Origin of the sequence: Algoriphagus terrigena DSM 22685 (assembly GCF_000429445.1) — a bacterium.
GTDB classification, from domain to species: domain Bacteria; phylum Bacteroidota; class Bacteroidia; order Cytophagales; family Cyclobacteriaceae; genus Algoriphagus; species Algoriphagus terrigena.
This window is the reverse complement of sequence record NZ_AUBW01000028.1, coordinates 13,983-36,045: the sequence shown is the minus strand read 5'-3', so window position 1 is coordinate 36,045 and position 22,063 is coordinate 13,983. Positions and strand designations below refer to the sequence as shown.

Here is a 22,063-nt window from a genome sequence, read left to right as displayed (position 1 = left end):
GATTTTTGGTAATTGAAAGCCAAATTTATTCAAAAATCAACAAACACCTGCCCAAACTCGGGTTTTACTCCTGAATAAAATCAGAAGAATTGTAGGCAGAAAAGATTTGTTTCCTTACTTTTGCGCTTCGTTTCGAATTCAAAAATATAAACATATACAGCCATGGCCGTTACTACATTAAAGAGAAAACTGAAAAGAAAAAGACAAGGTCAGACCGCTCGCGTGATCAAAATCAAGCAGTTGAGCGCTAAGCCAGTGATTAAAAACGTAGACATCGAAGCGCTTAAGGCTTCTTTTGCTAAGTAATCACCAGTCTTTTGAAGATATGAAGGCGGCCCATCGGTCGCCTTTTTTCATGTAGGGCAGCTTCGGGATGCCGTCGAGGACTGTGTGACAGCAAAAAAAAACCGGCACAAGGCCGGTTCTGATATTCGTAAACTTTTCAGCTACTGATCAATTGGTCTTCGTCAGGTTTTCTTTGGCCTGATCAAAGGCAGGATCCAAGGCTATCGCCTCGGTAAAGGCCGTCTTTGCCTCGGCCTTCGAGTTTTGGTCCAGATAGATCAGACCTTTTAGATTCAACGCAGCAGCTTTCATACTGATCTGTTGAGTCTCCGTCTGGGATTTTGGGAAGCCGATTTTCTCATCCGCCTTTGCATTTTTCACCAGCATCGTCACGGAGTTCATAGCTTCATCATATCGCTTCAAGTTATATTGGATAAAGCCAGATTTGTAAAGGCTGAAATTATCCCCGGTCAAAAGATAGAGGCTTTCGAAATGCGGCAATGCGCGATCCAAAGCTCCCAATTGCTCCAAGGAATAAGCTGCAATCTCCAGCGCAGCGACATTCTTGTCGTTGATTTGCAGAAGATCCATCGAAACCAAAGCTGCAGATGGATACTGCTGGGCATCGAAGTATAGATTGGCCAGCGCCTCACGATAGCGGACATCATCCGGATTTCGCACCATCAGGTCAAACAGTTTCGCCTTCGCTATCGAAGGATCGCTGTAGGCCATGGCGATTTGGTAGGCAGCCTGATCGGTCGCATTGAGCGTCGCTTTCAGCTTTGGATCCAGTTTGGGGAGGGAGTCATTTGCCGTTTGGGCAGCGAGATTTCCGGCACAGAAGGCCAGTAGCAGCAGTAGGAATGTGCGCTTCATTGTTTAATCGTTGTTTTCTTGGTGATTTGAATTGTGATCGACAGGAGCAAGGCCTTTGTCACGGGCGATGTCAAACATCAGTTTTCGGGCAGCTTCTGGATTGTTTTGAATTTTCCCCTCCAATATAGCTTCTTTTATTTCTTCCTTGATTTCCCCGATGATTTTAGAGGGCGAAAGTCCGAAGATTCCCATGATTTCCTCGCCGCTTACCGGTGGCTGAAAGTTCCGGATCTGGTCTTTCCCTTCCACTTCTTTCAACTTCTCCTCTACTCTGGCGAAGTTTTCGAGGTAGCGCTTGACTTTCTTGTCGTTTTTGGAAGTGATGTCAGCCCGGCAAAGCTTCATCAGATCGTCGATATCATCTCCAGCGTCGAAGAGCAGCCTTCGCAGCGCCGAGTCGGTCACCTCTTCCTTCACCAACGCGATCGGGCGTAAGTGTAGCCTCACGAGTTTCTGCACATATTTCATCCGCTCATCCATCGGCAGCTTCAAGCGCCTGAAGATCGTCGGCGTCATCCGGGCACCCCGATCCTCATGTCCGTGAAACGTCCAACCCACCTTGGGATTAAAACGCTTGGTCGCCGGCTTGGCAATGTCATGCATGATCGCCGCCCAGCGAAGCCAAAGGTTGTCTGTGAAAGGGCAGACATTGTCCAACACCTGAAGTGTGTGGTAGAAGTTATCCTTGTGAGACTTGTCATCCACGGAATCTACGCCCTGGAGCTCGACCATTTCAGGAAAAAACTCGTGAAGCAATTTGGAAGCGAAAAGCAACTTAAACCCGTAAGATGGCTTTGGAGTTGCGATGATTTTGTTGAGTTCGTCGATGATCCGTTCGGCAGATATGATCTGTAGCCTTGGCGCGTTTTCCGCTAGGGCAAAAAAAGTATCCGCATCAATATCAAAGTTCAACTGGGATGCAAATCTGACCGCGCGCATCATCCTAAGCGGATCGTCTGAAAAGGTGATTCCCGGTTCGAGGGGCGTTTTAATAAGCTTCCGCTTGATGTCTCCGATCCCGTCGAAGGGGTCAATGAGTTCCCCATAGTCTTTCCCGTTGAGAGAGATAGCCATCGCATTAATGGTGAAATCGCGCCGCTCCAGATCTTCCTCCAGCGTCCCGTCTTCGACGATGGGTTTTCTGGATTCCAATCGGTAGGACTCTCTTCTGGCCCCGACAAACTCCAACTCGCCATCGTCCAGCTTGAGCATGGCTGTGCCAAAGTTCTTAAAAACCGAAAGCGGTACATGCGTATCAAAAGACTTGGCAACTTCCTGCGCCAGACTGATTCCACTGCCCACACAGGTGATATCGATGTCTTTGCTCGGTCGGCCTAGGATCAGATCACGGACAAATCCGCCCACCACATAGGTGTCAATGCCCAAGCGTGAACCTGCCGCCGCCACTTTTTCAAATATGTAATGCTCGTCTAGCCGTGATTTAAAATTCATCGGTTGATAATTTTGACATCGCCCTCGGGGCCCAAAAACATTTCTTTGGTTGATGGCCCCAAAAGAGGGAAATACAGCTCAGTTTCAAAATCCGCCGGTTCCGTTTTGGATTCAACTTTGGAAAGAATCGGCTGGGAAATCGCGAATAACAGTTTGTTCCAGTTGGGCTCTCTTATCAGCGAAAACTGAACATTTCCCTTTTCGCTGGGACAGTTTTTGATCACGGAATTCACCGGACTGTGAAAAATCGTCGGCTTGCTCCCAAACTCCACGATATCCAAAGACACCTCAGAAAAAGGCACACAGATGGCGCGGATCTGAAACAGGTCAAATAAGAGGACAATCCAGTCGGTCCCCATCTCCGGCTTCCACGAGTCCATCTTCAAAAGCGTGAGGGTTTTGCCGTTCCCCTCTTTGATAGTCACTTCTCCCTTGTCCCGGAGCGTCTTTACGATTGCTTTCTGATCCAAAATCTCAAATTTTGGTGTAAAAATAAGCAGATTATCCCGTCCCACACGGCTAAAATCCAAAACACAAAAAAACCTCCCCGGGAATCGGGGAGGCAGATTTCAATGGAAAGGCGCTTTAACTTACTCTTTTTCCAATTTTCTGCTGACGAAAAAGCTGGTAAGCAATCCCAAACCGCCAAAGATGAAAATGCAGGCAGGAAAGGACACATCTTCGTTCATTCCCGACTGAGCCAAGCCGGCACCTGCCAAAACTCCAAGACCTATACCGATGGCCAACAAAGCTAAATTGAGGACAACAAGGCCAAATCCTCCTTTTCTCCCGGTGTTAAAAAGAGAGGCGTCGGCACCCTTTTCGATGAGCGCAAGGCGCTCTTTGTTGCGGGTAGTTAAGAACACATAGAATACTCCAAAAATGGCGGAGAAGATAATTAGTGGAATTAAGATTTGTGATTGCATGAGGATCTTATTTTTGTTTGTCCTTTGGATGCAGGGTCAGAGAGAAAGGTTACAAAAATCTTTTGAAAAAATAAATTGTAACTTCTGTAACGCTACCTGCATCTAAACTCCGAATGCAATTCCTGGAAGACACTCATTACATCAAGCTAACCCGCGCGGGCGACATGCAGGCTTTTGGAACATTGGTTCAAAAGCACCAACGTCTCGTCTATACCTTGGCTTTGCGTATGCTGAAAAATCAGGAAGAAGCCGAGGAAGCGGCGCAGGACACCTTTGTAAAGGTCTATCAGTCGCTATCCGGGTTTGAAGGGAAATCCAAATTCACCACCTGGATGTATCGAGTCGTGTACAATGAGTGCCTTGGAAGGCTAAGAAAAACCAAAAGGCACTTTTCCCTGGTGGAGGATATCGTCGAAAACCCGGAGGAGCCAGCGGATTTTCTGGATGGGTTGGAGATATTGCATCGGGAAGAGCGGGCAGCGTTGGTAAAAAAAGGAATCGAAATGCTCAACCCGGCCGAAGCTGCGGCGTTGACTTTGTTTTATCACGAGGATCAGTCGATCAAAGAAATTGCCGCGATCACCGGCAGCTCCGAATCCAACGTTAAAGTCCAGCTTTTCAGGGGGAGAAAGCATCTGGAGAATAATCTGAAAAAATTAGGTAACAAAGAATTAATCGGACTGTTATGAAAAACGAAGAAAGCAAGGCGCTCGATCCGATGAAAAGATGGATATCCGAAGCCGGGACCGACACTCCAGGCGATCAGTTCCATCTGTCAGTTTTGAAAAAAATCGAAGCCCTTCCGCAGGCAAAGGACGTCTACAGCCCTGTCATTTCTCCCCTGGGATGGAAGATCATTCTCGGATTCATCACGTCAATCTTTGTCTGGAGTGCGTTTTTCGTACCCGCACAAGCAACAGACAGCTCTCTATTCGACAAGCTTCCAAAGCTAAAACTTCCGGCGTTTAATCTTCCGTTAAACAATCTTGCACTTCCAAGCCCCGATTTGAGTCCAAACCTTCTGCTGGGAATTGCTGCGTTTTCTATAATGGGCTTCTTATTGATCGTCAATACACTTCGAAACAAACAGGCGGAACTGTAAACAAAAAAGGCAGCCAATCGGCTGCCTTTTTTGTTTAGTCACTTTTAGATTAATTAGCTCTTCAGCCAGTTAATAAAGGTCTGATAGCCAACACCAATTTCTCTAGCGAAAGCTGCTTTTGTCTTTTTACCGGCAGCTTCTACTTTTTGCCACTCTTCTACTATTTTGCTTTTTTCAGAGTCTGTAAAAGATCTCCTTTTACCGGCACCCTTGGATGAAGAACCACCGCTCAGTGCTGCAATAAGATCGTTCAATTCGTTGACAAATTTTCCATCTGTCAAAAACAAACCAGCTCCTTCGAGTTTCTTGATCACCTCGTCTTTTGGATTTACAGGAGTTACTGCAATTCCTCTAGCGGCTGCCTCATGAAGGTCAATTTTTTTTCCGTCTGCAGTTACATAGATGAAGCCGTCCGTTCTCTTTAGATCAGCAATAGCTTCTTTGATTAGTTCTCTCATTTCTGTGGAAATTTGTTTGTGTAAATAAAAATCTCTGCAATATATAAATAGATTTCAATCTCATTAATATGTTTAATAATTATTCACAAAATAATTTCCGAATCCTTGGCTATTTCATTTTCTAGTTTAAAGAATAGGTCAATATCCACGACTCAATTAGATTTCTTGTCTTGAATTCCCGTGCCAGAATATTGAAATAAGCTTTTTCTAACGTTGGATCAACAAAGGTTGTTTGATAGTCCGTCAAGTCTTTGCTACGCGACAATCCCACCAGCATCTCGCGAAAAGACTCAAACGATCTTTCCCAACTGTCATGTCTCACACGGGTCAGCTCCCCGGTCGAAGTAAATTCGAGTGATTCAGAATTAAGAGCAAATGTGTAGCGTGTCTTCCCCTCTTGCTCCATCTTGAATAAAACAATAGCTTCCCTACCAGAGGTAAGTGTAGCAATCTCTTCGAGCTCTTCATTTAACTCAACATCCTCCAACAACGACTCAATTAGAAAAAAAACAAATCGCTTCCATGCATGGAGTATCTCTGAATTGAGCCCATAATTATCCGTTTCAAAAAATTCACCTTTATAAACTTCAAGTTCGTAATTATTGATCTTACACAAAGAGGTCAAGTCAAACCAATCACTTCCAAACTGCTCCGAAAGAGGCCAAAAACACACCAGCTTTTTATTAGCTATGACCACTTCTTCAAAAACCCGCGAGTAGATCTTATTGATCACATCAACGTCTTTTTCAAATCGAGTCCAATCTGATTCGGAAAACAATTTGACAGGATCCAACAATACAGTTTTACTTTTTTCAGATTTTAGAATCGTTAAGGTTTCGGAGTTTGGGTCCATCAGTTGATCGACCAATACGATACTTTTGTTTCTTAAGTTCATGCTTATCTTATTTAATGTGGTTAGTGTCTATGTTTCAGACATGGGAGAATCCATGCTGGTGTTTCAACCGTAGTGCAATCCCGAACTGCATTCTATTACTCGTATAAGTCATTTGATATCACCATGCTAAAGTAGGCAAGCCAGAACACTCAAAAACACAATTGACAGATATTGTCGCTATTTACTTTTCTCCCCGAAATTCACTTGCCCTGTCAAAAGTCAGAGTTTGCTCAAAAATGAAATCGCATAACGAAAGCCAAGTCAGGAAATTTCCCTAATTTTGAGCCCCATAAGATTCCAATCAAAATCATCCGTATCCATTCTTATGGGCTCATCCACCAAGTACATTTTCATCACCGGAGGCGTTACCTCATCCCTCGGAAAAGGCATCATCGCTGCTTCATTGGGCAGGCTGCTGCTCGCCAGAGGGTTTTCCGTAACGATCCAAAAGTTCGATCCCTACCTCAACATTGACCCGGGAACACTCAATCCCTACGAACACGGCGAGTGCTACGTGACAGATGATGGTGCCGAAACAGACTTGGATCTGGGACATTACGAGCGATTTTTGAATGTCACCACGTCTCAGAGCAACAACATCACCACCGGCAGGATTTACAACAACGTGATCACCAAAGAGCGCAAGGGTGAGTTTCTTGGGAAAACTGTACAGGTGATTCCGCACATTACCGACGAGATCAAAACCAACTTTTACAAACTCGGTGAGGAAGGCAAGTACGATGTCGTCATCACCGAAATAGGCGGATGCGTCGGAGATATCGAATCTCTACCGTTTATCGAGGCAGTGCGCCAGGCACGTTGGGATTTGGGTCCGAGCAATTTCTTAGTGATCCATTTGACACTAATCCCATATCTGAGTGCTGCCAAGGAATTGAAAACCAAACCGACCCAGCACTCGGTGAAGCAACTGCTGGAAGCGGGGATCCAGCCTGACATCCTCGTGTGCCGTACCGAGCATCATCTGCCAGCGGACGTCAAGAAAAAGCTCGCGCTCTTCTGCAACGTCCAACTCAACAACGTGATCGAAGCAATGGACGCAGAATCCATCTATGACGTGCCGCTGTTGATGAAAAAGGAGAAGCTGGATGAGCGGGTGATGACCAAACTGAAGCTCACCTCCAAATCAAACACCGACCTCGAGAACTGGAAAGATTTCTTGGGCAAGCTTAAAAATCCAACTCAGGAAGTCACAATAGGCCTCATTGGCAAGTACGTCTCTCTGCCAGATTCCTATAAGTCTATCATCGAGTCATTTACCCACGCGGGTGCTGCGGTGGAATGCAAGGTCCACCTGAAACTCATCTCTTCGGAGGAAATTCACATGGACAACTTTGAATCCAAACTCAACGAACTCGATGGCATCTTGGTAGCACCAGGATTTGGAGAGAGAGGATTTGAAGGCAAGATCGAAACCGTCAGATACGCGAGGGAAAACAAGATCCCTTTCTTCGGAATCTGCCTCGGAATGCAGGTTGCGGTCATCGAATTTGCCAGAAACGTACTCCATCTCGAGACCGCAAACTCCACTGAAATGGATCCGAAGACAGTTCATCCCGTCATCGGCCTGATGGAGAACCAAAAGAAAATTGTCCAAATGGGCGGAACTATGCGATTGGGTTCGTATGCTTGCGACCTCAAAAAAGGAAGCAAGGCCGCACATGCCTACGGAAGAACTAAAATCCAGGAGCGTCACCGCCACAGATATGAGTTTAACAACGAGTATCTCAAGCAAGTGGAAGATGCAGGATTGATTGCCACCGGCAAAAACCCCGATACCGGACTGGTGGAAATCATGGAGCTGAAAAACCACCCTTGGTTTGTCGGCGTACAATTCCACCCAGAGTACAAAAGCACCGCCTTGAATCCCCAGCCGCTGTTTGTCAAGTTCATCCAAGCAGCGATCGACAACAAAAAAAAGTAAAGTAATTGAATTGCGCTAAGCTACTTAGCTAGGAAAAAAACACCTATGGATAAAAATCAAGCAACTGGTTTGATACTCTTTGCTGCGGTCATCCTGGTCTACTCGCTCTTTTTTGCGAGCAGCCCGGAAATCCCAGCTGTAGAAGAGACCCTTCCTCAGACCGAAGCACAAGTTTCGGAAAACGTCCAGGAATCCCTTGCAGAAACTCTCCCTGACAGTTTGATAGACGCTCAGCGTACTTCAAGATATGGTGTGATTGCCCCTCTTACCGCGGGTGTCGAAGAGGATGTGGTCCTGGAAAACGACAAGATCATCGTCACCCTCTCTACCAAAGGTGCAGCTATCAAGAAGGTAATCCTCAAAGAGTATAAAAGCTGGGATCAACAGCCCCTGGCCTTGCTGGATGAGCAAAGTTCCATCATGAATTTCTCGCTGGAAAGCACCAAGGGAAATGTAAACATGTCCGAGCTCTACTTTAGCCCTAAACTGACTGAGGTAGCATCCGAAGGAGTGAATACGCAGGTATTGACCCTTACTGCCAGCGCGGAATCGGGACAGATTGTTCAGACGTTTTCCCTCGAAGACGGGAGCTATGTGGTGAAAAAAGGATTGGCAATTGATCGCTTTCAGGGATTTTTCACAGGAGACGCACTCAACTTTACCTGGGATGACCAGATCAAGGCCCAGGAAAAAGACCTCAACGAATCCAGAAGACAGACCCAACTCAACTATTACCTCGCCTCAGAATCCTACGAAAATCTGGGCGCCGGCAATGATCCTGAAGAAGAGCAAATTGCTGAACCGGTTAAATGGGTTGGCTTTAGCCAGCGCTTCTTCACCGCAGGTATCATAGCAGATTCACTGTTCCAAAATGTAAGTCTGGCACAAACCACTCCGGCGAACGATTCCTCGGTGGTCAGATCGATGACTGCTGCTTTTGCTATTCCCATGGAAAATGGGAAGGCCGACGTCAGCTTCTACTTCGGCCCAGACAAATACAAAACGCTGAAAACAGTCACTGATGGCTTCGAAAAAAACGTCGACATGGGCTACTTTTTCGTCAGCTGGGTCAACAAGTACATCGTCGTTCACTTGTTCTCATTCCTCGAGAAGTATTTCAGCAACTACGGCGTCATCATTATCCTGATCGTATTGATGATCAAGCTGGCGCTGTCTCCGCTGACCTACAAGTCCTACATCGGGATGGCCAAGATGCGGGTAATCAAGCCTGAGATTGATGAGCTGAAAGAGAAATACGGCGATGACGCGACCAAGATGCAGCAGGAGCAGATGAAGCTCTTCTCGCAATTAGGCGTAAGTCCGATATCGGGTTGCCTTCCCCTGCTGCTTCAGATGCCGTTTCTGTTTGCGATGTTCTTCTTTTTCCCAAATGCTGTCGAGCTCCGTCAGGAATCATTCCTTTGGGCAAACGATCTTTCCACCTACGATGAGTTTATCAAGTTGCCGTTTACGATTCCGTTCTATGGATCTCACGTCAGCTTGTTCACGTTGCTGATGACCGTGTCTCAAATCGGAATCACGCACTTCAACAATCAGATGACGACCGTGACAGGCCCGATGAAAAACCTCGGCTACATCATGCCGGTGATGTTCATGTTCATCTTGAACTCCTATCCGGCTGGTCTAAGCTTCTACTATTTGGTGTCCAACGTGGTGACATTCGGACAGCAATCGCTCATCAAGCTCTTTGTGGACGATTCAAAAATCCGCGCGAAAGTAGATGAAAGCAAGGTTAAAAACGTTAACAAGAAGAAGTCCAAGTTTCAGCAAAAACTGGAGGATGCGATGAAAGCCGCAGACACCAACAGGAAAAAATAAGGAAAGAGGAGCTTTAGCAAAGCTCCTTTTTTTTTGCGCAGCAACTCACGGAAAAGGAGCGACTGAATCCGTACAATCCGCTGCCACTAAATATTTTAACCTTTTTTCACCAAGGCTACGGGCCAAAAAAAGAAAAACCTACCAAAGGAAAAGACCTGAATTTGATTAATATTGAAGTCAAATTACCCTCTAACTAAACCATGGGAAAAATAATCGCCATAGCCAATCAAAAAGGCGGAGTGGGTAAAACCACCACCGCGATGAACCTGGCTGCAAGCCTGGCTGTATTGGAGTTTAAAACCCTGGTCATCGACGCGGACCCACAGGCTAACACGACCTCCGGCCTCGGGCATGATCCCAAGGAAATCGACACCAGCATCTATGAATGCATGGTAGATGGAACCGACGTCAAAGAAATCATCCGAAAGACTTCCATTGACCATCTGGAGCTCGTACCATCCCACATCGATCTGGTCGGCGCCGAAGTGGAAATGATCAACATGGATAACCGGGAGGAGAAAATGAAAGAAGTCATTGCTCCGCTCAAGGACCTCTATGACTTCATCATCATCGACTGTTCACCTTCTTTGGGTCTGATCACCATCAACGCCCTGACGGCGGCCAACTCGGTAATCATCCCCGTTCAGTGTGAATATTTTGCCTTGGAAGGCTTGGGTAAATTGCTCAATACCATCAAGATCATACAGACGCGCCTCAATCCTGATCTGGAAATAGAGGGAATCCTATTGACGATGTACGACGTACGTCTGAGACTTTCCAACCAAGTGGTAGAAGAAGTCCGACTGCATTTCAAGAGTATGGTTTTCAACACAATCATCCCAAGAAATGTCCGACTTTCAGAATCTCCAAGCTTTGGGTTACCGGTCATCGCATTTGATGCCGAAGGAAAAGGATCCATCGCATATCTCAATCTGGCCGGGGAAATAGCCCAGAAAAACGGCCTCCAACAAATGAACAACTAAGCATGGCGGACAATAAACCCAATCGAAAAAGCGCATTAGGAAGAGGACTTGGAGCGCTGCTGGAAGACAGTCCCGCCAAGCACAAATCCACGGAGATCCTGCCGGAAGTAGCCAAAACCGGCATTTTTGAAATTCTACTATCAGAAATTCAGGTAAACCCCTTTCAGCCCAGAGTTCACTTTGACAAAGATTCCCTTCAGGAATTGGCTGATTCAATCCTCGTTCAGGGTATCATACAGCCCGTGACCGTCAGGAAACTCGCTCCCAACGAATACCAACTGATCTCTGGTGAGCGCCGTTTTCAGGCCTCCAAGATCGCCGGACTGACTCAAATCCCCGCCTACGTCCGCACTGCCAATGACCAGCAAATGCTGGAGATGGCTTTGATTGAAAACATTCAGCGGGAAAATCTAAATGCGCTCGAAATCGCGCACTCCTATCAGCGGCTCCTCGCAGAATGCAACCTCAAGCAGGAAGAGCTCGGCGATCGGGTTGGCAAAAACAGAACCACCGTCAATAACTACCTGCGTCTTCTCAAGCTTCCTCCTACGATCCAAGCGGCGATTCGGGATCAGCAGCTCTCCATGGGACACGCCCGCGCGCTCATTAATATCGAAGACGTAGACAAGCAATTGGCTATCTTCAAAAAAGCCATTGACGAAGAACTCAGCGTCCGAATGGTCGAAGCGCTCGTCAAAGCACTGAACGAAGGCAAGCAGCAAAAGGAGTTGCCTCAAAAAGGACTCGATCCGGTTCGCAAATATGAAATCAACAAAATCCAACAACGTCTGGCTTCTCATTTTGGAACTAAGGTGGCTTTGAAAACGGATGAGAAAAACCGCGGTGAAATCAAGATTCCTTTTAATTCGGCCACTGATCTCAACAGAATTCTCGAAATCCTCGAAATCATCTGAACAATTGAACGCTTCGTTTTCCGATACTGGATCAAAAATCAAGACCCCATGGATTTCCCTGGGGCTTTTGCTTTTCGTATTTCTGCTGTCCAATCCTGCATTTTCCCAAGAAGAAGAGAGAGGTACAGAAAAGACCGATTCGCTGCAGCAAGAGAAAAAAGAGAAACCGGACTACTCATCCCTTCCCAAAAATCCAAAGAAGGCAACCATCCTATCTGCAATCTTGCCGGGAGCCGGGCAAGTCTACAATGGAAAGGCGTGGAAAGTCCCCCTGCTCTACGCTGGTTTCATGACAGACATCTATTTCATCGGGTACAACAACAAGCGCTATCAAACCTTCAGGACGGCGCTGTTTGCATACGACGACGGAGACCAAAGTCAGTTCCCTTCGCTTAATCGGGAAGCACTAGTGAGAAACGTAGACTACTGGCGACAAAACCGGGACCTCGTGATCCTCCTCCTTGGTGCCATCTATGCGCTCAACTTGATCGACGCCAACGTGGATGCCCATCTGTCTGGATTTAACATTTCCGACGATCTGACTCTTAAATTTGAACCAAATGTCGGTACTTTCGCAGCTTCAAGTAATTCAATGGGGCTGAGCCTGAAACTTCAATTCAAATAATGAACATTCTTATCCTTGGATACGGCAAAATGGGCAAGATCATCGGCGAAATCGCCGAGTCCAGAGGCCATTCCCTTTCTGCCAAAATCAACATTGACAACCGGGACGAACTGAGCAGTCTGGATCCGTCCACCATTGACGTGGCCATTGAGTTCAGCCAGCCAGAGTCAGCTGTCGAGAATATTTCCTGGGCCATGGCGCGCGGCATCCCAGTCGTATCCGGCACCACCGGATGGCTTTCACGCAAAGCCGAAATCGAAAAATTAACAGCTGCCCAAAACGGCGCTTTCTTCTACGCTTCCAACTACAGCATCGGTGTTAATATTTTCTTCAAAGTCAATGAGTTTCTCGCGAAGTTGATGAACGAAACCAACGGCTATCAGGCGTCTATGGAAGAGGTCCATCACACGGAGAAAAAAGACGCTCCTTCCGGCACAGCGATTACACTTGCCGAAGGTATTTTCAAAAACGTGGACAAACTCGACAACTGGCACTTGGTCGGACAGTCGGCCGAATCCGAACACTCGCTACCAATCACTGCCAAGCGAATCGATCCTGCTCCGGGGACGCATATTGTGCGCTATAGCTCTGAAATCGACCAAATTGAAATCAGTCACACCGCCCACAGCAGACAGGGTTTTGCCCTTGGCGCAGTTTTAGTCGCGGAGTGGATCCAAGGCAGAAAAGGCGTGCTTTCCATGGATGATTTTCTATCTTTCTGAATCAAATATTAGAACATGAGTCAAACTAAAATAAAGAAATCAGCGACCCGCGAATGGCTGGACGCGCTGGTTTTTGCAGTGGTAGCAGCAAGTTTAATCCGTTGGCTGTTGCTGGAGCCTTTTACAATCCCCACAGCTTCGATGGAAAAGTCGCTGCTGGTCGGTGATTTCCTTTTTGTAAGTAAAATGCACTACGGGACTCGCGTCCCAAAAACCATTCTTCAAGTACCCCTGACTCACCAGAAGATTTGGGGAACTGAGATCCCCTCCTACTCTGAAGCGATCCAACTGCCTTACTACCGCCTTCCCGGCTTCAGCGACGTCGAGAGAAATGACGTCGTGGTATTCAACTATCCAGTGGAATTCCAATATCCAAGTGACCTAAAAACCAACTACATCAAGCGTGCAGTCGGAATCTCGGGAGATATTGTCGAAGTCAAAGAAGGTGAATTGGTCGTGAATGGGACACCATCGCCCAAACCGGAGGAGATGCAGTATTCCTACGACTTAGTATCAAACCGCCCTCTGACAGTTGACTTCTTCGCCGAATATGGCGTGAACCCAGAGAGCTTCATGACATTTAGCAACGGCGCCTATCTGGTATTTGGCACAGATCAGACGATCGAGCGACTCAAGTCTTCGCCTGTCGTCGTCTCAGTCATGAAGCGGATCGAGAGACCGGGTGTAAATGATCCCAAGATATTCCCGGGCGGCTCCAATTACGGTTGGAACGTAGACAACTTTGGCCCTCTACAAGTCCCCGCCAAAGACTGGACGATCGAAATGAATGCCGATAACGTGCTCCGCTACGGTTTTACGATCGAACACTACGAAGGACACGATCAGGTAGACATCCGTGAGGGAGAGCTTTTCATCGATGGACAAAAAGTAGAAAGCTACACCTTCAAACAGAACTATTACTTTATGATGGGGGACAACCGTCACGATTCTCTGGATTCAAGATTCTGGGGCTTTGTGCCTGAAGACCATATCGTCGGCAAAGCTTGGTTCCTCTGGCTGTCGCTGGACAAGTACGAATCGATGTTTGGTAAGATCCGCTGGAATCGATTCTTCAAAGGAATCAATTAATTAAAAGCCCCGAAGATCTCCGGGGCTTCTTTTTTTACCATTTGATAGGTTCACTTCCATGTTGGACCAAGTATTCATTTGCTTGGGAAAAATGACGGCAACCAAAAAAACCGCGGTAAGCCGACAGCGGGCTCGGGTGGGGTGCTTTGAGGATTAGATGCTTTTTGGGGTCGATCAGTGCCGCTTTCTTCTGGGCGAAGGAACCCCAGAGCAGGAACACGACGTGTTCACGATGCGCACTGATCACACGAATCACTTCGTCAGTAAAGTCCTCCCAGCCTTGGTTTTGATGAGAGCCGGCCTGATTGGCGCGGACCGTCAGCGTCGCGTTGAGAAGAAATACACCCTGATCGGCCCACCTGGTCAAATCACCATTGGCCGGCATGTCAGTTCCTATGTCAGCTTTGATTTCCTTCAGGATATTCAACAGACTGGGTGGAAAAGGCACCCCAGGCTTGACCGAAAACGACAAGCCATGCGCCTGACCTGGCCCGTGATATGGATCTTGACCCAAGATTACTACCTTTACCGCATCTAATGGGCAATGTTGAAAGGAATTGAAAATTTCTTTGCCGGGCGGGAAAACCAAGTGATTTTGATACTCGTACTTGACAAAAGAAACCAGACGCTTAAAAAATTCTTTTTCAAATATCGCGTTAAGTGGTTTTTTCCAACTATCTTCAATTTTAACTTCCATGCAGGTTGATTATCGATTTGGTTTAAGAAAATTGTAAAATATCTATCTTTTAAACGCAGCCCCAATGGTAATCGCAGAAACAAAAGGCATTCAGGTGAGCGTAGATGTTACGTATCAAGCGGAGTTTTCAAGCCCGCATCAGCACCATTACGTTTTCACTTACAAGGTAACGATCCAGAATAAAAGTCAGCACACGCACCAGCTATTGCGGAGGAAATGGGAGATTTTTGACGCTGCTGAATCTCCAAAGCTCGTCGAGGGTGATGGTGTGGTAGGGCAGCAACCCGTGCTGGAGCCCGGTGAATCCCATACCTATGTCTCCGGCTGCAATCTCAAATCAGGTCTGGGAAAAATGAAAGGCTCCTATACCATGGAAAAGCTGATGGATGGCTCACTCGTCGAGGTGACTGTCCCCGAATTTCAAATGATCGCCACTATCTTTCAAAATTGATTTGAGGAAATATTTCTTCTCGATCGGTGCCTATTTTTCCTATTGGCTAAAAAAAGAGGACCGATTCAGCCAACAGTCCCCGCTGGTTTTTGAGCTCTATTCCAAGCTGATTCTGTTTTTGGAAGAAAACAGAAAAGGAAACCCGGAAATCGAGCAATTCCGACAAAAGCTATTGAAAGATCTCACTCTCATCCATGTTCTTGACTTGGGAGCCGGCTCGAAAAAAGTACCAGCCCCCTTCCGTCCCATCGCCAAAATAACCCGCCATTCCACCAGCGGAATCAAATTCGCACAGCTTTACCAATATTTTTGTGGACTGACACCCGCTGAGAATGTCCTCGAACTGGGCACTTGCATGGGCATCTCTACACGATACCTTGCCTACAAAACCCTAGGCCAACTTTACACCTTCGAAGGCTCAGAAGAAATTCAAAAAATAGCCCAACGATCCCCATCACCCCAAAAAACGAAATTTATCCTGGGCCCGATCAGCGAAAAGCTTCCTTCGGTGCTTGAGTCGATCCCCCGTGTGGACTTCGCACTCATCGACGCCAACCACACGTATGAAGGAACACTCCTCGCGTTCGATCTGATACTCCCCAAGGTACACCCGGGTACCATTATCGCGATTGGAGATATTCACTGGACTGCTGGCATGGAGATGGCTTGGGACAAAATCAAAGCACATCCAAGCGTAAGATTGACGCTCGATTTTTTCGAATGTGGAATTATCCTCTTCAATTTCCCGGGAGGGAAAAAACATTTGGTACTTGATATCTGACTTCCTGAGATGGGTGAAAATCTCAGAATCCGTCCAATCTGAGATCTTACACGGAGCTGCAAAAGTTAAATTCGGTGAAAGCGAGATGCAGACAATTACTGGATTTCAAGCCCCAAAAAGCAATTCTGACCTCCCCCATTGAGCCTCGCCACGCCTCGGAACGAGTACGTCCCCAGTTCTAGTATGAATTTGGCAAAGATATTGATAAACTAGTTGGAGAGACGTATCCAATGTCCCATCCTGTAGTCGATTTGGCACCGGGAAGACCAATAGTGTTCGTCTAAACTTTGAATATCATAAAGTCAAAAAAGACAATCAACCATGAGCACTAATTTCGAAAAAGAATCAGGTCAGAAGAGCGACCAAAACAAGAACATCATCATCATTGTCCTGATATTATTGGTCATCATCAGTGGCATCAAACTCTACACCGACTACGTAGACCGCACCAAGAAAACTGAAGAAATCCTTCTCCTCTCCACCGAAAACAACGACCTAAACATGCGCTTGGATTCGGTCACATTCCAGCTTGATCTCAGAATTAAAGAAATCGAGAAATTGGGTGGTGACGTTCAGGCGCTGGAAGCCGTGAGAGATCAACTGATCGCTGAGCGGAACTCGACCAAGCAGCGCAGTTCCTCCGAAATCGCCTCGTTGAATGGCAAAATCTCCAATCTGAATGGACTGATCGCTCAAAAGGATCAAGAAATACTGGAACTCCGAGCTGCCAACCAACAGCTTTTCGCAGAAAATGAGGATTTGAAAACCACCCAGGCGGTGATCGAAGAAGAAGTAGCCCAACTCAACATCCAAAAACAGGACCTACAAGCCAAGGTGGATGTCGCTTCCATGCTCAAGGTAGAAAACATCGGCATCGCAGCAGTAAATTCAAAGGGGAAAGAACGAATCGAGACCACGAAAGATTTCCGCAACCGGCAGATGGAACGGTTGAAAGTAAGCTTCAATATGGCTGACAACAAAGTGGCTGAAAAAGGTCCGAGAAACATCTACGTGCAAGTATTGGGTCCAAATTCCCAACCGATTTTTGACGTCGCCAAGGGCTCCGGCACCTTTATGATAGACGGTGCTGAGCAATTCTACACCGTCAAGCAAGACATCATCTTCGACAATACCGGACAAGATCTGGTATTCTACTACGAAAAGGGCTCCGATTACGCGTCAGGACCACATGAGGTGAGAATCTTTGTAGACAACTATCAGGTTGGCTCCAAGACTTTTACAGTAAAATAATCGTCATTCTGACAATTCAAGCAAGGCCTCCTCGACCGGGAGGCCTTTTTTGTTATACACATGTCTTGATTGCTGATTTACATTTGGATTCCAGAGCAGAATACTCTACTTTTGCGGTCTGTTTATTCAAATTCCTTAAACACATTAAAAAAATGTTCCAAAGAAATTATGAGACGGTATTCATTTTAACTCCCGTTTTGTCTGAGATTCAGATGAAGGATACTGTCGACAAGTTCGTGAACTTGTTAAAAGAAGAGGGGGCAGACGTGATCAATGTGGAGAATTGGGGTCTAAAAAAGATGGCTTATACCATCGAAAAAAAGACAACTGGTTTCTATGTAATGGTTGAGTTCAAGGCTGATCCGACTATCATCCGCAAGTTTGAACTTGAGTTCAGACGTGATGAGAAAGTTATGAGATTCTTGACTACTGTATTGGACAAGCATTCAATTGCTTACGCCGATAGAAGAAGAAAAGGAGAATTTAACAAAAAAGTTGAAGCTAAGGAGGAGCCAGCGCAATGACACTAGTAAACGAACCAATCAACAGAGGCGAGATCAGAAAGAAATATTGCCGATTCAAGAGACACGGTATCAAGTATATCGACTACAAGGATCCAAACTTCCTTTTGAAATTCGTCAATGAGCAAGGAAAAATCCTTCCAAGAAGACTTTCCGGCAACTCTGCGAAGTATCAGAGAAAAGTAGCTCAGGCTATCAAAAAAGCAAGACATTTGGCTTTGTTGCCATTCGTAACCGATGGTTTGAAATAATTCGGTCTTGTATCGTTCAATCACAAAAGATCATTACAAATGGAAATCATTCTAAAAACAGACATCAAAGGTCTTGGATATAAAAATGACTTGGTAGACGTAAAGCCAGGATACGGAAGAAACTACCTGATCCCTCAGGGTTTCGCTGTACTTGCTACCGGCTCTAACAAGAAAATCCTTGCTGAAAACATCAAGCAGGCGGCTCACAAAGCTGAAAAAATCAAGACTGAAGCAGAAAATCTTGCTGCTAAGCTTGCTGAAATCACCTTGGAGATCAAGGCTAAAATCGGCGATTCAGGAAAAATCTTCGGAAAAGTGACTACTCTTCAGATCTCTGACGCACTTGCAGCGCAAGGCATCGATATCGACAGAAAGAAAATCGCGATCACCACACCTGTAGAAGGTGCTGGCGAATTCACTGCGGACGTAGATCTTCACAGAGAGGTGAAAACCAAAGTGAAGTTTGTCGTAGTAGGAGAATAATCCGAACCAAACAACTGGAAAAGGCCCGTGAATTAAGTTTCACGGGCCTTTCTTTTGTGACTCAAGGAGAAATTAGGCTAGGGCTTTCTCCAAGTCTTCTACCAGCTTCTTAGACACAGCCTTTGAGTTTTTCTCACGGGCTTCTTTGAATGCCTCAAGGGCAAGCGTCGCCTTCTCAACCACTCCTGTAGACACCTGATCATTCTGGAAGCTTATCCAGCACCAGCTCAGCTCTGCTGCCAGTTCAGCATTCTTCAGTTTCTCCAATTTTTCGATGACATCCGCCACCAGTTTTTCCATTTTGTCAGCCTTCATAGTGTTTGGTAGTTTTAGTCCAGTTTCAGATTTTGGAACAAAGCAATGCAAATATTTCCAACAAGACAACATAACCGCCTGAAAACTAACAAAAAGGCAATACTGGCTTTTCTTGAGACAAGAAACGGGTTCACAAGGAATCTTCGAAGGGGTTTGAACATTCCATTCGAAAAACGGGAACAAGAACACTTTTTCTACCTGAAAGCAAGGGAATTAGAGGACGATGGCAAAAATCTTTTAAGTCCCATTTGGAAAAAATAAGTCAAGAATCTACCTTTGTGACACTTTAAAGGAAACCGGCTTCGGTTCCACACAAAATTGGCTGATGGTGTAACTGGCAACACGTCTGATTTTGGTTCAGAAGAGTCCAGGTTCGAGCCCTGGTCGGCCAACAAAAAAGCCCTTATTCGAAAGATTAAGGGCTTTTTTTATTTCAAACTCACTAGAGTCACTCCGGCACCGCCTCTATCGGCGTGCTCGTCCTCCATCTTTCCGACCTGGGGCATGTTGCGAAGCAAGTTTCTGGTAATCTCACGGAGGATGCCATCTCCCTTTCCGTGGACGATGCGGAGGTCTTTGGCACCGAGCATGTATCCTTCGTCGATGAACGTCTGGATCAGGGCCAATATCTCCTCACCTCGCTTGCCCCGAAGATCTAGGTTTGGCGAATAGTCCATCATCTTCTCGTTGGTATTATAATTACCCCGCCGATCTACCGCCTTCATTTCTTTCTTGACTTCGGTTCTGGAGATTTTTTCCAGTCTGGAGATTTTGACATTGGACTTGAGATCGCCGATGGTCACCTCCACATCCTTATTTTTGATAGCCACCACCTCGGCTATTGCACCATTGTCTTTCAGCCGCACCCAATCTCCCGGCTCGATCGCTCCTCCGATTACCAGAATCTCGGGATCCTTCGCAGCAATCTTCTCCGGCTTCACCTCCTGCTTAAACTCCTCCAGCTGCTGTCTCACCTGCTTGGTGACTTCTTTGTCAGCCTTCTTCTCCTTGATCTCACGGATGGTCGCCTCGATCTTCTTGTTCGTCTGATCCAGCAGTGCCTTGGCCTCCTGCTTGGCTTCCTGGATATAGCGTTTCTTCGTCAGCTCAATGGTCTCCTTTAGCTGGTTATATTCCTTCAGTCTTGTCTGCAGCAGCTTGTCTTTTTCCCTGACATCCCGGAGTAAGACCGAATATTGATTCTTTTCGTTTTCGAGTTGGGTCAAAAGCCGGTCGTATCTGACCCGTTCCTCCCCGATATGTTCCTTGGCATAGGCTAGGATATCTTTTGACAGTCCAATTTTGGACGCGATCTCCAACGCAAAAGAAGAGCCCGGCTTGCCTATTTCCAGCTGGTAAAGTGGCTCCAGTCGATCCACGTCGTAACGCATCGCTCCGTTGACCAGACCTTGATTTTTATTCGCTATCTGTTTCAGGTTGCCGTAGTGTGTGGTGAGCACACCAAAGGCGCCCAGCTTATTCAGCGATAGCAATATCGATTCTGCAATCGCCCCACCAAACTGCGGCTCCGTCCCGGTACCGAATTCATCGATGAAAAGGATCGTCTTTTTATTGGCAAACTCAGTGAAGCGCTTCATGCTCATCAAGTGCGAGCTGTAGGTACTGAGGTCATTTTCCAGGTTTTGCTCGTCGCCGATATCAATGAAGAAATTGTCAAAAAGTGAGCTCTTGGAATCCGGATGGACAGGAATCAGCAGTCCGCATTGCAGCATGTATTGAAGCAAAGCGACGGTTTTGAGCGTCACGGATTTCCCTCCGGCGTTAGGCCCGGAGATCACCAGCAACCGCTCGTGGCCGCCCAGCTTGACGTCCAGGGGAATGATCTTTTTTCCCTGGGATTTGAGCGCCATCTCCAAGATTGGATGCCGGGCACGTGTCCAGTTTAGCGTTCGTTCTTTGACCAGCTCCGGCTTGCAGCTTTCTGTCTTTTGAGCAAACTTGGCCTTCGCACGAATGAAATCTATCAGACCAAGGAAATTGGTGGCTTTTCGCAAAGCGGGAATCGAGGGTCTCAGCTGATCTGTCAACTTGGTCAAAATCCGAATGATCTCCCGACGTTCCATATACTCCAGATCGCGGATTTCATTGTTGATGTCCAGCGCTTCCTCTGGCTCCATGAAGACCGTCTGGCCCGTCGCTGACTCATCGTGGATAAATCCACGGAGTTTCCGCTTGTTTTCGGCAGCGACCGGAATCACCAATCTCCCTCCGCGTATCGTCATGGCTGCATCCTCCGGAGTCAGGCCTTTGGCCCGTGCATCCTTGAAGATCCGCTCCATCACCTTTCTTAGCCTTCCCTCTTCATACAACAGTTGCGTCCGGATGAGCTGCAGTTCTTTGCTGGCATTGCTCCGCATCTTCCCCTTTTCATCGATGATCAGGTCAATGCCCTTGAGGAGACTCATGTCCAAGTCAATCAGTAAGCCTAATAGCGCACTCAAGGTGGGATAAGCTTCCCCGTTCTTTTGAAAAAAGACCACACAGGACCGCAGCGTCTGCAGTGCAAGCTTGACCTCATAGAATTCCTCCTGATCCAGAAATGCTCCGGGAAGTTTTGCTTTCTCGAGATAAGGATTGAGGTTGGTAAAGTTGGAACTGGGGAAAATCTCACCGGAGATGAGGATTTTCATGAATTCGTCCGTCTGGTCGAGCAGTCGCTGCACCAGATTGAAGTCAGACGAAAAGGAGACTTTGTCGACAAAATCCCGACCCAATGACGACGTACATTCCGCTTTGAGCAGGTCTTTGATTTTGACGAAATTTATTTTTTGATCAAGATTGGAAGGATATAACATCAGAATAGATCCAAACTGTCCCCGGGAATAGACTCGTGAGCTGAGAGGGAATCTATCACTCTTGAATAGATTCTGTTCATCTTTCCGGCGTCTTCCAGGTAGAATAACATACTTTTGGTGAATACAGAGTCTTGCACCTCATGCTTGGTAAACACATTTTGTTCCAAGAGTGAATACAGCACCTGCGAAGAATCATACGCCACGGGAAGTGAGCTCACAATTCCCTCTGTCAATTGAATATCAATCAGGACATTGACCATTTTATCTTCGGGCAAAATCCCCGGAGGCGGGGAATTCCTGTTGCAGGATCCAAGGAAAAACAGGAAAAGTAGAAGGACAAGAATTCGTTTCACGTGTCAAAATTAGGTTTTTTTAACTGATAATGCCCG

Annotated in this window: 26 protein-coding genes and 1 tRNA gene; 17 read left to right on the top strand and 10 right to left on the bottom strand. The window is 46.6% G+C overall.

Features of this window, described 5'->3' with window-relative positions:
• The first annotated feature begins 162 nt into the window (after nt 1-162).
• A complete protein-coding gene (locus tag G459_RS30215) occupies nt 163-306 on the top strand; it encodes a hypothetical protein (RefSeq protein WP_169725056.1) in 144 nt (47 codons plus the stop codon).
• 147 nt (nt 307-453) lie between these two features.
• Here G459_RS30215 and G459_RS0121340 read toward each other — a convergent pair whose 3' ends face one another.
• The 4 genes from G459_RS0121340 to G459_RS0121325 form a co-directional block, all read right to left on the bottom strand.
• The gene (locus G459_RS0121340; RefSeq protein WP_026969446.1) at nt 454-1,161 is read right to left on the bottom strand and encodes a tetratricopeptide repeat protein; all 708 of its coding nucleotides are present in this window, start codon (nt 1,159-1,161) and stop codon (nt 454-456) included.
• Between the two features lie 3 nt (nt 1,162-1,164).
• Complete coding sequence (locus G459_RS28185; RefSeq protein WP_051315355.1) at nt 1,165-2,613, bottom strand: CCA tRNA nucleotidyltransferase; 1,449 nt, start codon at nt 2,611-2,613, stop codon at nt 1,165-1,167.
• A complete protein-coding gene (locus G459_RS0121330) occupies nt 2,610-3,083 on the bottom strand; it encodes a hypothetical protein (RefSeq protein ID WP_026969445.1) in 474 nt (157 codons plus the stop codon). Before G459_RS0121330 ends, G459_RS28185 begins: the two co-directional genes overlap by 4 nt.
• A gap of 120 nt (nt 3,084-3,203) precedes the next feature.
• Nucleotides 3,204-3,539: a DUF6249 domain-containing protein gene (locus G459_RS0121325; protein WP_026969444.1), complete on the bottom strand. Its 336-nt coding sequence runs from the start codon at nt 3,537-3,539 to the stop codon at nt 3,204-3,206.
• 113 nt (nt 3,540-3,652) lie between these two features.
• Between G459_RS0121325 and G459_RS0121320 the strand changes: the two genes are divergently transcribed.
• Nucleotides 3,653-4,228: an RNA polymerase sigma factor gene (locus G459_RS0121320; protein ID WP_026969443.1), complete on the top strand. Its 576-nt coding sequence runs from the start codon at nt 3,653-3,655 to the stop codon at nt 4,226-4,228.
• On the top strand, nt 4,225-4,641 hold the full coding sequence (locus tag G459_RS0121315; protein ID WP_026969442.1) for a hypothetical protein: 417 nt from the start codon (nt 4,225-4,227) through the stop codon (nt 4,639-4,641). The genes G459_RS0121320 and G459_RS0121315 overlap by 4 nt, the downstream gene beginning before the upstream one ends.
• A 53-nt stretch (nt 4,642-4,694) precedes the next feature.
• Here G459_RS0121315 and G459_RS0121310 read toward each other — a convergent pair whose 3' ends face one another.
• Both G459_RS0121310 and G459_RS0121305 read right to left on the bottom strand, forming a co-directional pair.
• The gene (locus tag G459_RS0121310; RefSeq protein WP_026969441.1) at nt 4,695-5,099 is read right to left on the bottom strand and encodes a hypothetical protein; all 405 of its coding nucleotides are present in this window, start codon (nt 5,097-5,099) and stop codon (nt 4,695-4,697) included.
• Nucleotides 5,100-5,220: 121 nt separating this feature from the next.
• Nucleotides 5,221-5,994, bottom strand: coding sequence for a hypothetical protein (locus G459_RS0121305; RefSeq protein WP_026969440.1), 774 nt, complete (start codon nt 5,992-5,994; stop codon nt 5,221-5,223).
• Nucleotides 5,995-6,319: 325 nt separating this feature from the next.
• Between G459_RS0121305 and G459_RS0121300 the strand changes: the two genes are divergently transcribed.
• From G459_RS0121300 to lepB, 7 genes are all read left to right on the top strand, one after another.
• On the top strand, nt 6,320-7,936 hold the full coding sequence (locus G459_RS0121300; protein WP_026969439.1) for a CTP synthase: 1,617 nt from the start codon (nt 6,320-6,322) through the stop codon (nt 7,934-7,936).
• A 45-nt stretch (nt 7,937-7,981) separates the two neighbouring features.
• The gene (gene yidC / locus G459_RS0121295) at nt 7,982-9,775 is read left to right on the top strand and encodes a membrane protein insertase YidC (RefSeq protein WP_026969438.1); all 1,794 of its coding nucleotides are present in this window, start codon (nt 7,982-7,984) and stop codon (nt 9,773-9,775) included.
• A gap of 200 nt (nt 9,776-9,975) precedes the next feature.
• Complete coding sequence (locus G459_RS0121290; RefSeq protein WP_026969437.1) at nt 9,976-10,758, top strand: ParA family protein; 783 nt, start codon at nt 9,976-9,978, stop codon at nt 10,756-10,758.
• Between the two features lie 2 nt (nt 10,759-10,760).
• Nucleotides 10,761-11,672, top strand: a complete 912-nt coding sequence (locus G459_RS0121285) for a ParB/RepB/Spo0J family partition protein (RefSeq protein ID WP_026969436.1) — start codon at nt 10,761-10,763, stop codon at nt 11,670-11,672.
• Between the two features lie 4 nt (nt 11,673-11,676).
• Nucleotides 11,677-12,297 carry a DUF5683 domain-containing protein gene (locus tag G459_RS0121280; protein WP_245588224.1) on the top strand — a complete coding sequence of 207 codons (621 nt, stop codon included), beginning with the start codon at nt 11,677-11,679 and terminating at the stop codon, nt 12,295-12,297.
• Nucleotides 12,297-13,019 (top strand): 4-hydroxy-tetrahydrodipicolinate reductase, encoded by a 723-nt coding sequence (dapB, locus tag G459_RS0121275; RefSeq protein ID WP_026969434.1) that lies wholly within the window; start codon nt 12,297-12,299, stop codon nt 13,017-13,019. The genes G459_RS0121280 and dapB overlap by 1 nt, the downstream gene beginning before the upstream one ends.
• A gap of 15 nt (nt 13,020-13,034) precedes the next feature.
• Entirely contained in the window at nt 13,035-14,108 is a 1,074-nt protein-coding gene (lepB, locus tag G459_RS0121270) for a signal peptidase I (RefSeq protein ID WP_026969433.1), read from the top strand.
• A 34-nt stretch (nt 14,109-14,142) separates the two neighbouring features.
• On the opposite strand, the gene ung is transcribed toward lepB, so the two are convergent.
• Nucleotides 14,143-14,805, bottom strand: coding sequence for a uracil-DNA glycosylase (ung, locus tag G459_RS0121265; protein WP_026969432.1), 663 nt, complete (start codon nt 14,803-14,805; stop codon nt 14,143-14,145).
• A 64-nt stretch (nt 14,806-14,869) separates the two neighbouring features.
• Between ung and apaG the strand changes: the two genes are divergently transcribed.
• The 6 genes from apaG to rplI all read left to right on the top strand — a co-directional run bounded on the left by apaG (nt 14,870) and on the right by rplI (nt 18,543).
• Complete coding sequence (gene apaG / locus G459_RS0121260; RefSeq protein WP_026969431.1) at nt 14,870-15,256, top strand: Co2+/Mg2+ efflux protein ApaG; 387 nt, start codon at nt 14,870-14,872, stop codon at nt 15,254-15,256.
• Between the two features lies 1 nt (nt 15,257).
• The gene (locus tag G459_RS0121255) at nt 15,258-16,037 is read left to right on the top strand and encodes an O-methyltransferase (RefSeq protein ID WP_026969430.1); all 780 of its coding nucleotides are present in this window, start codon (nt 15,258-15,260) and stop codon (nt 16,035-16,037) included.
• A 321-nt stretch (nt 16,038-16,358) separates the two neighbouring features.
• The gene (locus G459_RS0121250; protein WP_026969429.1) at nt 16,359-17,288 is read left to right on the top strand and encodes a hypothetical protein; all 930 of its coding nucleotides are present in this window, start codon (nt 16,359-16,361) and stop codon (nt 17,286-17,288) included.
• A gap of 152 nt (nt 17,289-17,440) precedes the next feature.
• The gene (gene rpsF, locus G459_RS0121245; protein WP_026969428.1) at nt 17,441-17,812 is read left to right on the top strand and encodes a 30S ribosomal protein S6; all 372 of its coding nucleotides are present in this window, start codon (nt 17,441-17,443) and stop codon (nt 17,810-17,812) included.
• On the top strand, nt 17,809-18,060 hold the full coding sequence (gene rpsR, locus G459_RS0121240) for a 30S ribosomal protein S18 (RefSeq protein WP_026969427.1): 252 nt from the start codon (nt 17,809-17,811) through the stop codon (nt 18,058-18,060). The genes rpsF and rpsR overlap by 4 nt, the downstream gene beginning before the upstream one ends.
• A gap of 39 nt (nt 18,061-18,099) precedes the next feature.
• A complete protein-coding gene (rplI, locus tag G459_RS0121235; protein ID WP_026969426.1) occupies nt 18,100-18,543 on the top strand; it encodes a 50S ribosomal protein L9 in 444 nt (147 codons plus the stop codon).
• A 72-nt stretch (nt 18,544-18,615) separates the two neighbouring features.
• Here the strand turns inward: rplI and G459_RS0121230 are convergent, their stop codons facing one another.
• Nucleotides 18,616-18,858: a hypothetical protein gene (locus G459_RS0121230; RefSeq protein WP_026969425.1), complete on the bottom strand. Its 243-nt coding sequence runs from the start codon at nt 18,856-18,858 to the stop codon at nt 18,616-18,618.
• 319 nt (nt 18,859-19,177) lie between these two features.
• On the opposite strand from G459_RS0121230, the gene G459_RS0121220 reads away from it, so the two are divergent.
• Nucleotides 19,178-19,250: transfer RNA gene (locus tag G459_RS0121220), tRNA-Gln, on the top strand.
• Between the two features lie 36 nt (nt 19,251-19,286).
• Here G459_RS0121220 and G459_RS0121215 read toward each other — a convergent pair.
• Together G459_RS0121215 and G459_RS0121210 are read right to left on the bottom strand one after the other, a co-directional pair.
• Complete coding sequence (locus G459_RS0121215) at nt 19,287-21,674, bottom strand: endonuclease MutS2 (RefSeq protein ID WP_026969423.1); 2,388 nt, start codon at nt 21,672-21,674, stop codon at nt 19,287-19,289.
• Nucleotides 21,674-22,027 (bottom strand): DUF4296 domain-containing protein, encoded by a 354-nt coding sequence (locus G459_RS0121210; protein ID WP_026969422.1) that lies wholly within the window; start codon nt 22,025-22,027, stop codon nt 21,674-21,676. Before G459_RS0121210 ends, G459_RS0121215 begins: the two co-directional genes overlap by 1 nt.
• Nucleotides 22,028-22,063 lie beyond the last annotated feature (36 nt).

Bases quoted from the DNA above. Each gene is read 5' to 3' on its own strand.
- G459_RS28185 (WP_051315355.1), bottom strand. From the start codon at position 2,613: ATGAATTTTAAATCACGGCTAGACGAGCATTACATATTTGAAAAAGTG.
- G459_RS0121285 (WP_026969436.1), top strand. From the start codon at position 10,761: ATGGCGGACAATAAACCCAATCGAAAAAGCGCATTAGGAAGAGGACTT.
- ung (WP_026969432.1), bottom strand. From the start codon at position 14,805: ATGGAAGTTAAAATTGAAGATAGTTGGAAAAAACCACTTAACGCGATA.
- G459_RS0121250 (WP_026969429.1), top strand. From the start codon at position 16,359: ATGAGCACTAATTTCGAAAAAGAATCAGGTCAGAAGAGCGACCAAAAC.
- G459_RS0121215 (WP_026969423.1), bottom strand. From the start codon at position 21,674: ATGTTATATCCTTCCAATCTTGATCAAAAAATAAATTTCGTCAAAATC.
- G459_RS0121290 (WP_026969437.1), top strand. From the start codon at position 9,976: ATGGGAAAAATAATCGCCATAGCCAATCAAAAAGGCGGAGTGGGTAAA.
- G459_RS0121230 (WP_026969425.1), bottom strand. From the start codon at position 18,858: ATGAAGGCTGACAAAATGGAAAAACTGGTGGCGGATGTCATCGAAAAA.
- G459_RS0121305 (WP_026969440.1), bottom strand. From the start codon at position 5,994: ATGAACTTAAGAAACAAAAGTATCGTATTGGTCGATCAACTGATGGAC.
- G459_RS0121320 (WP_026969443.1), top strand. From the start codon at position 3,653: ATGCAATTCCTGGAAGACACTCATTACATCAAGCTAACCCGCGCGGGC.
- lepB (WP_026969433.1), top strand. From the start codon at position 13,035: ATGAGTCAAACTAAAATAAAGAAATCAGCGACCCGCGAATGGCTGGAC.
- rpsF (WP_026969428.1), top strand. From the start codon at position 17,441: ATGTTCCAAAGAAATTATGAGACGGTATTCATTTTAACTCCCGTTTTG.
- yidC (WP_026969438.1), top strand. From the start codon at position 7,982: ATGGATAAAAATCAAGCAACTGGTTTGATACTCTTTGCTGCGGTCATC.
- G459_RS0121315 (WP_026969442.1), top strand. From the start codon at position 4,225: ATGAAAAACGAAGAAAGCAAGGCGCTCGATCCGATGAAAAGATGGATA.
- G459_RS0121325 (WP_026969444.1), bottom strand. From the start codon at position 3,539: ATGCAATCACAAATCTTAATTCCACTAATTATCTTCTCCGCCATTTTT.
- G459_RS30215 (WP_169725056.1), top strand. From the start codon at position 163: ATGGCCGTTACTACATTAAAGAGAAAACTGAAAAGAAAAAGACAAGGT.
- G459_RS0121310 (WP_026969441.1), bottom strand. From the start codon at position 5,099: ATGAGAGAACTAATCAAAGAAGCTATTGCTGATCTAAAGAGAACGGAC.
- rpsR (WP_026969427.1), top strand. From the start codon at position 17,809: ATGACACTAGTAAACGAACCAATCAACAGAGGCGAGATCAGAAAGAAA.
- apaG (WP_026969431.1), top strand. From the start codon at position 14,870: ATGGTAATCGCAGAAACAAAAGGCATTCAGGTGAGCGTAGATGTTACG.
- G459_RS0121340 (WP_026969446.1), bottom strand. From the start codon at position 1,161: ATGAAGCGCACATTCCTACTGCTGCTACTGGCCTTCTGTGCCGGAAAT.
- G459_RS0121300 (WP_026969439.1), top strand. From the start codon at position 6,320: ATGGGCTCATCCACCAAGTACATTTTCATCACCGGAGGCGTTACCTCA.
- dapB (WP_026969434.1), top strand. From the start codon at position 12,297: ATGAACATTCTTATCCTTGGATACGGCAAAATGGGCAAGATCATCGGC.
- rplI (WP_026969426.1), top strand. From the start codon at position 18,100: ATGGAAATCATTCTAAAAACAGACATCAAAGGTCTTGGATATAAAAAT.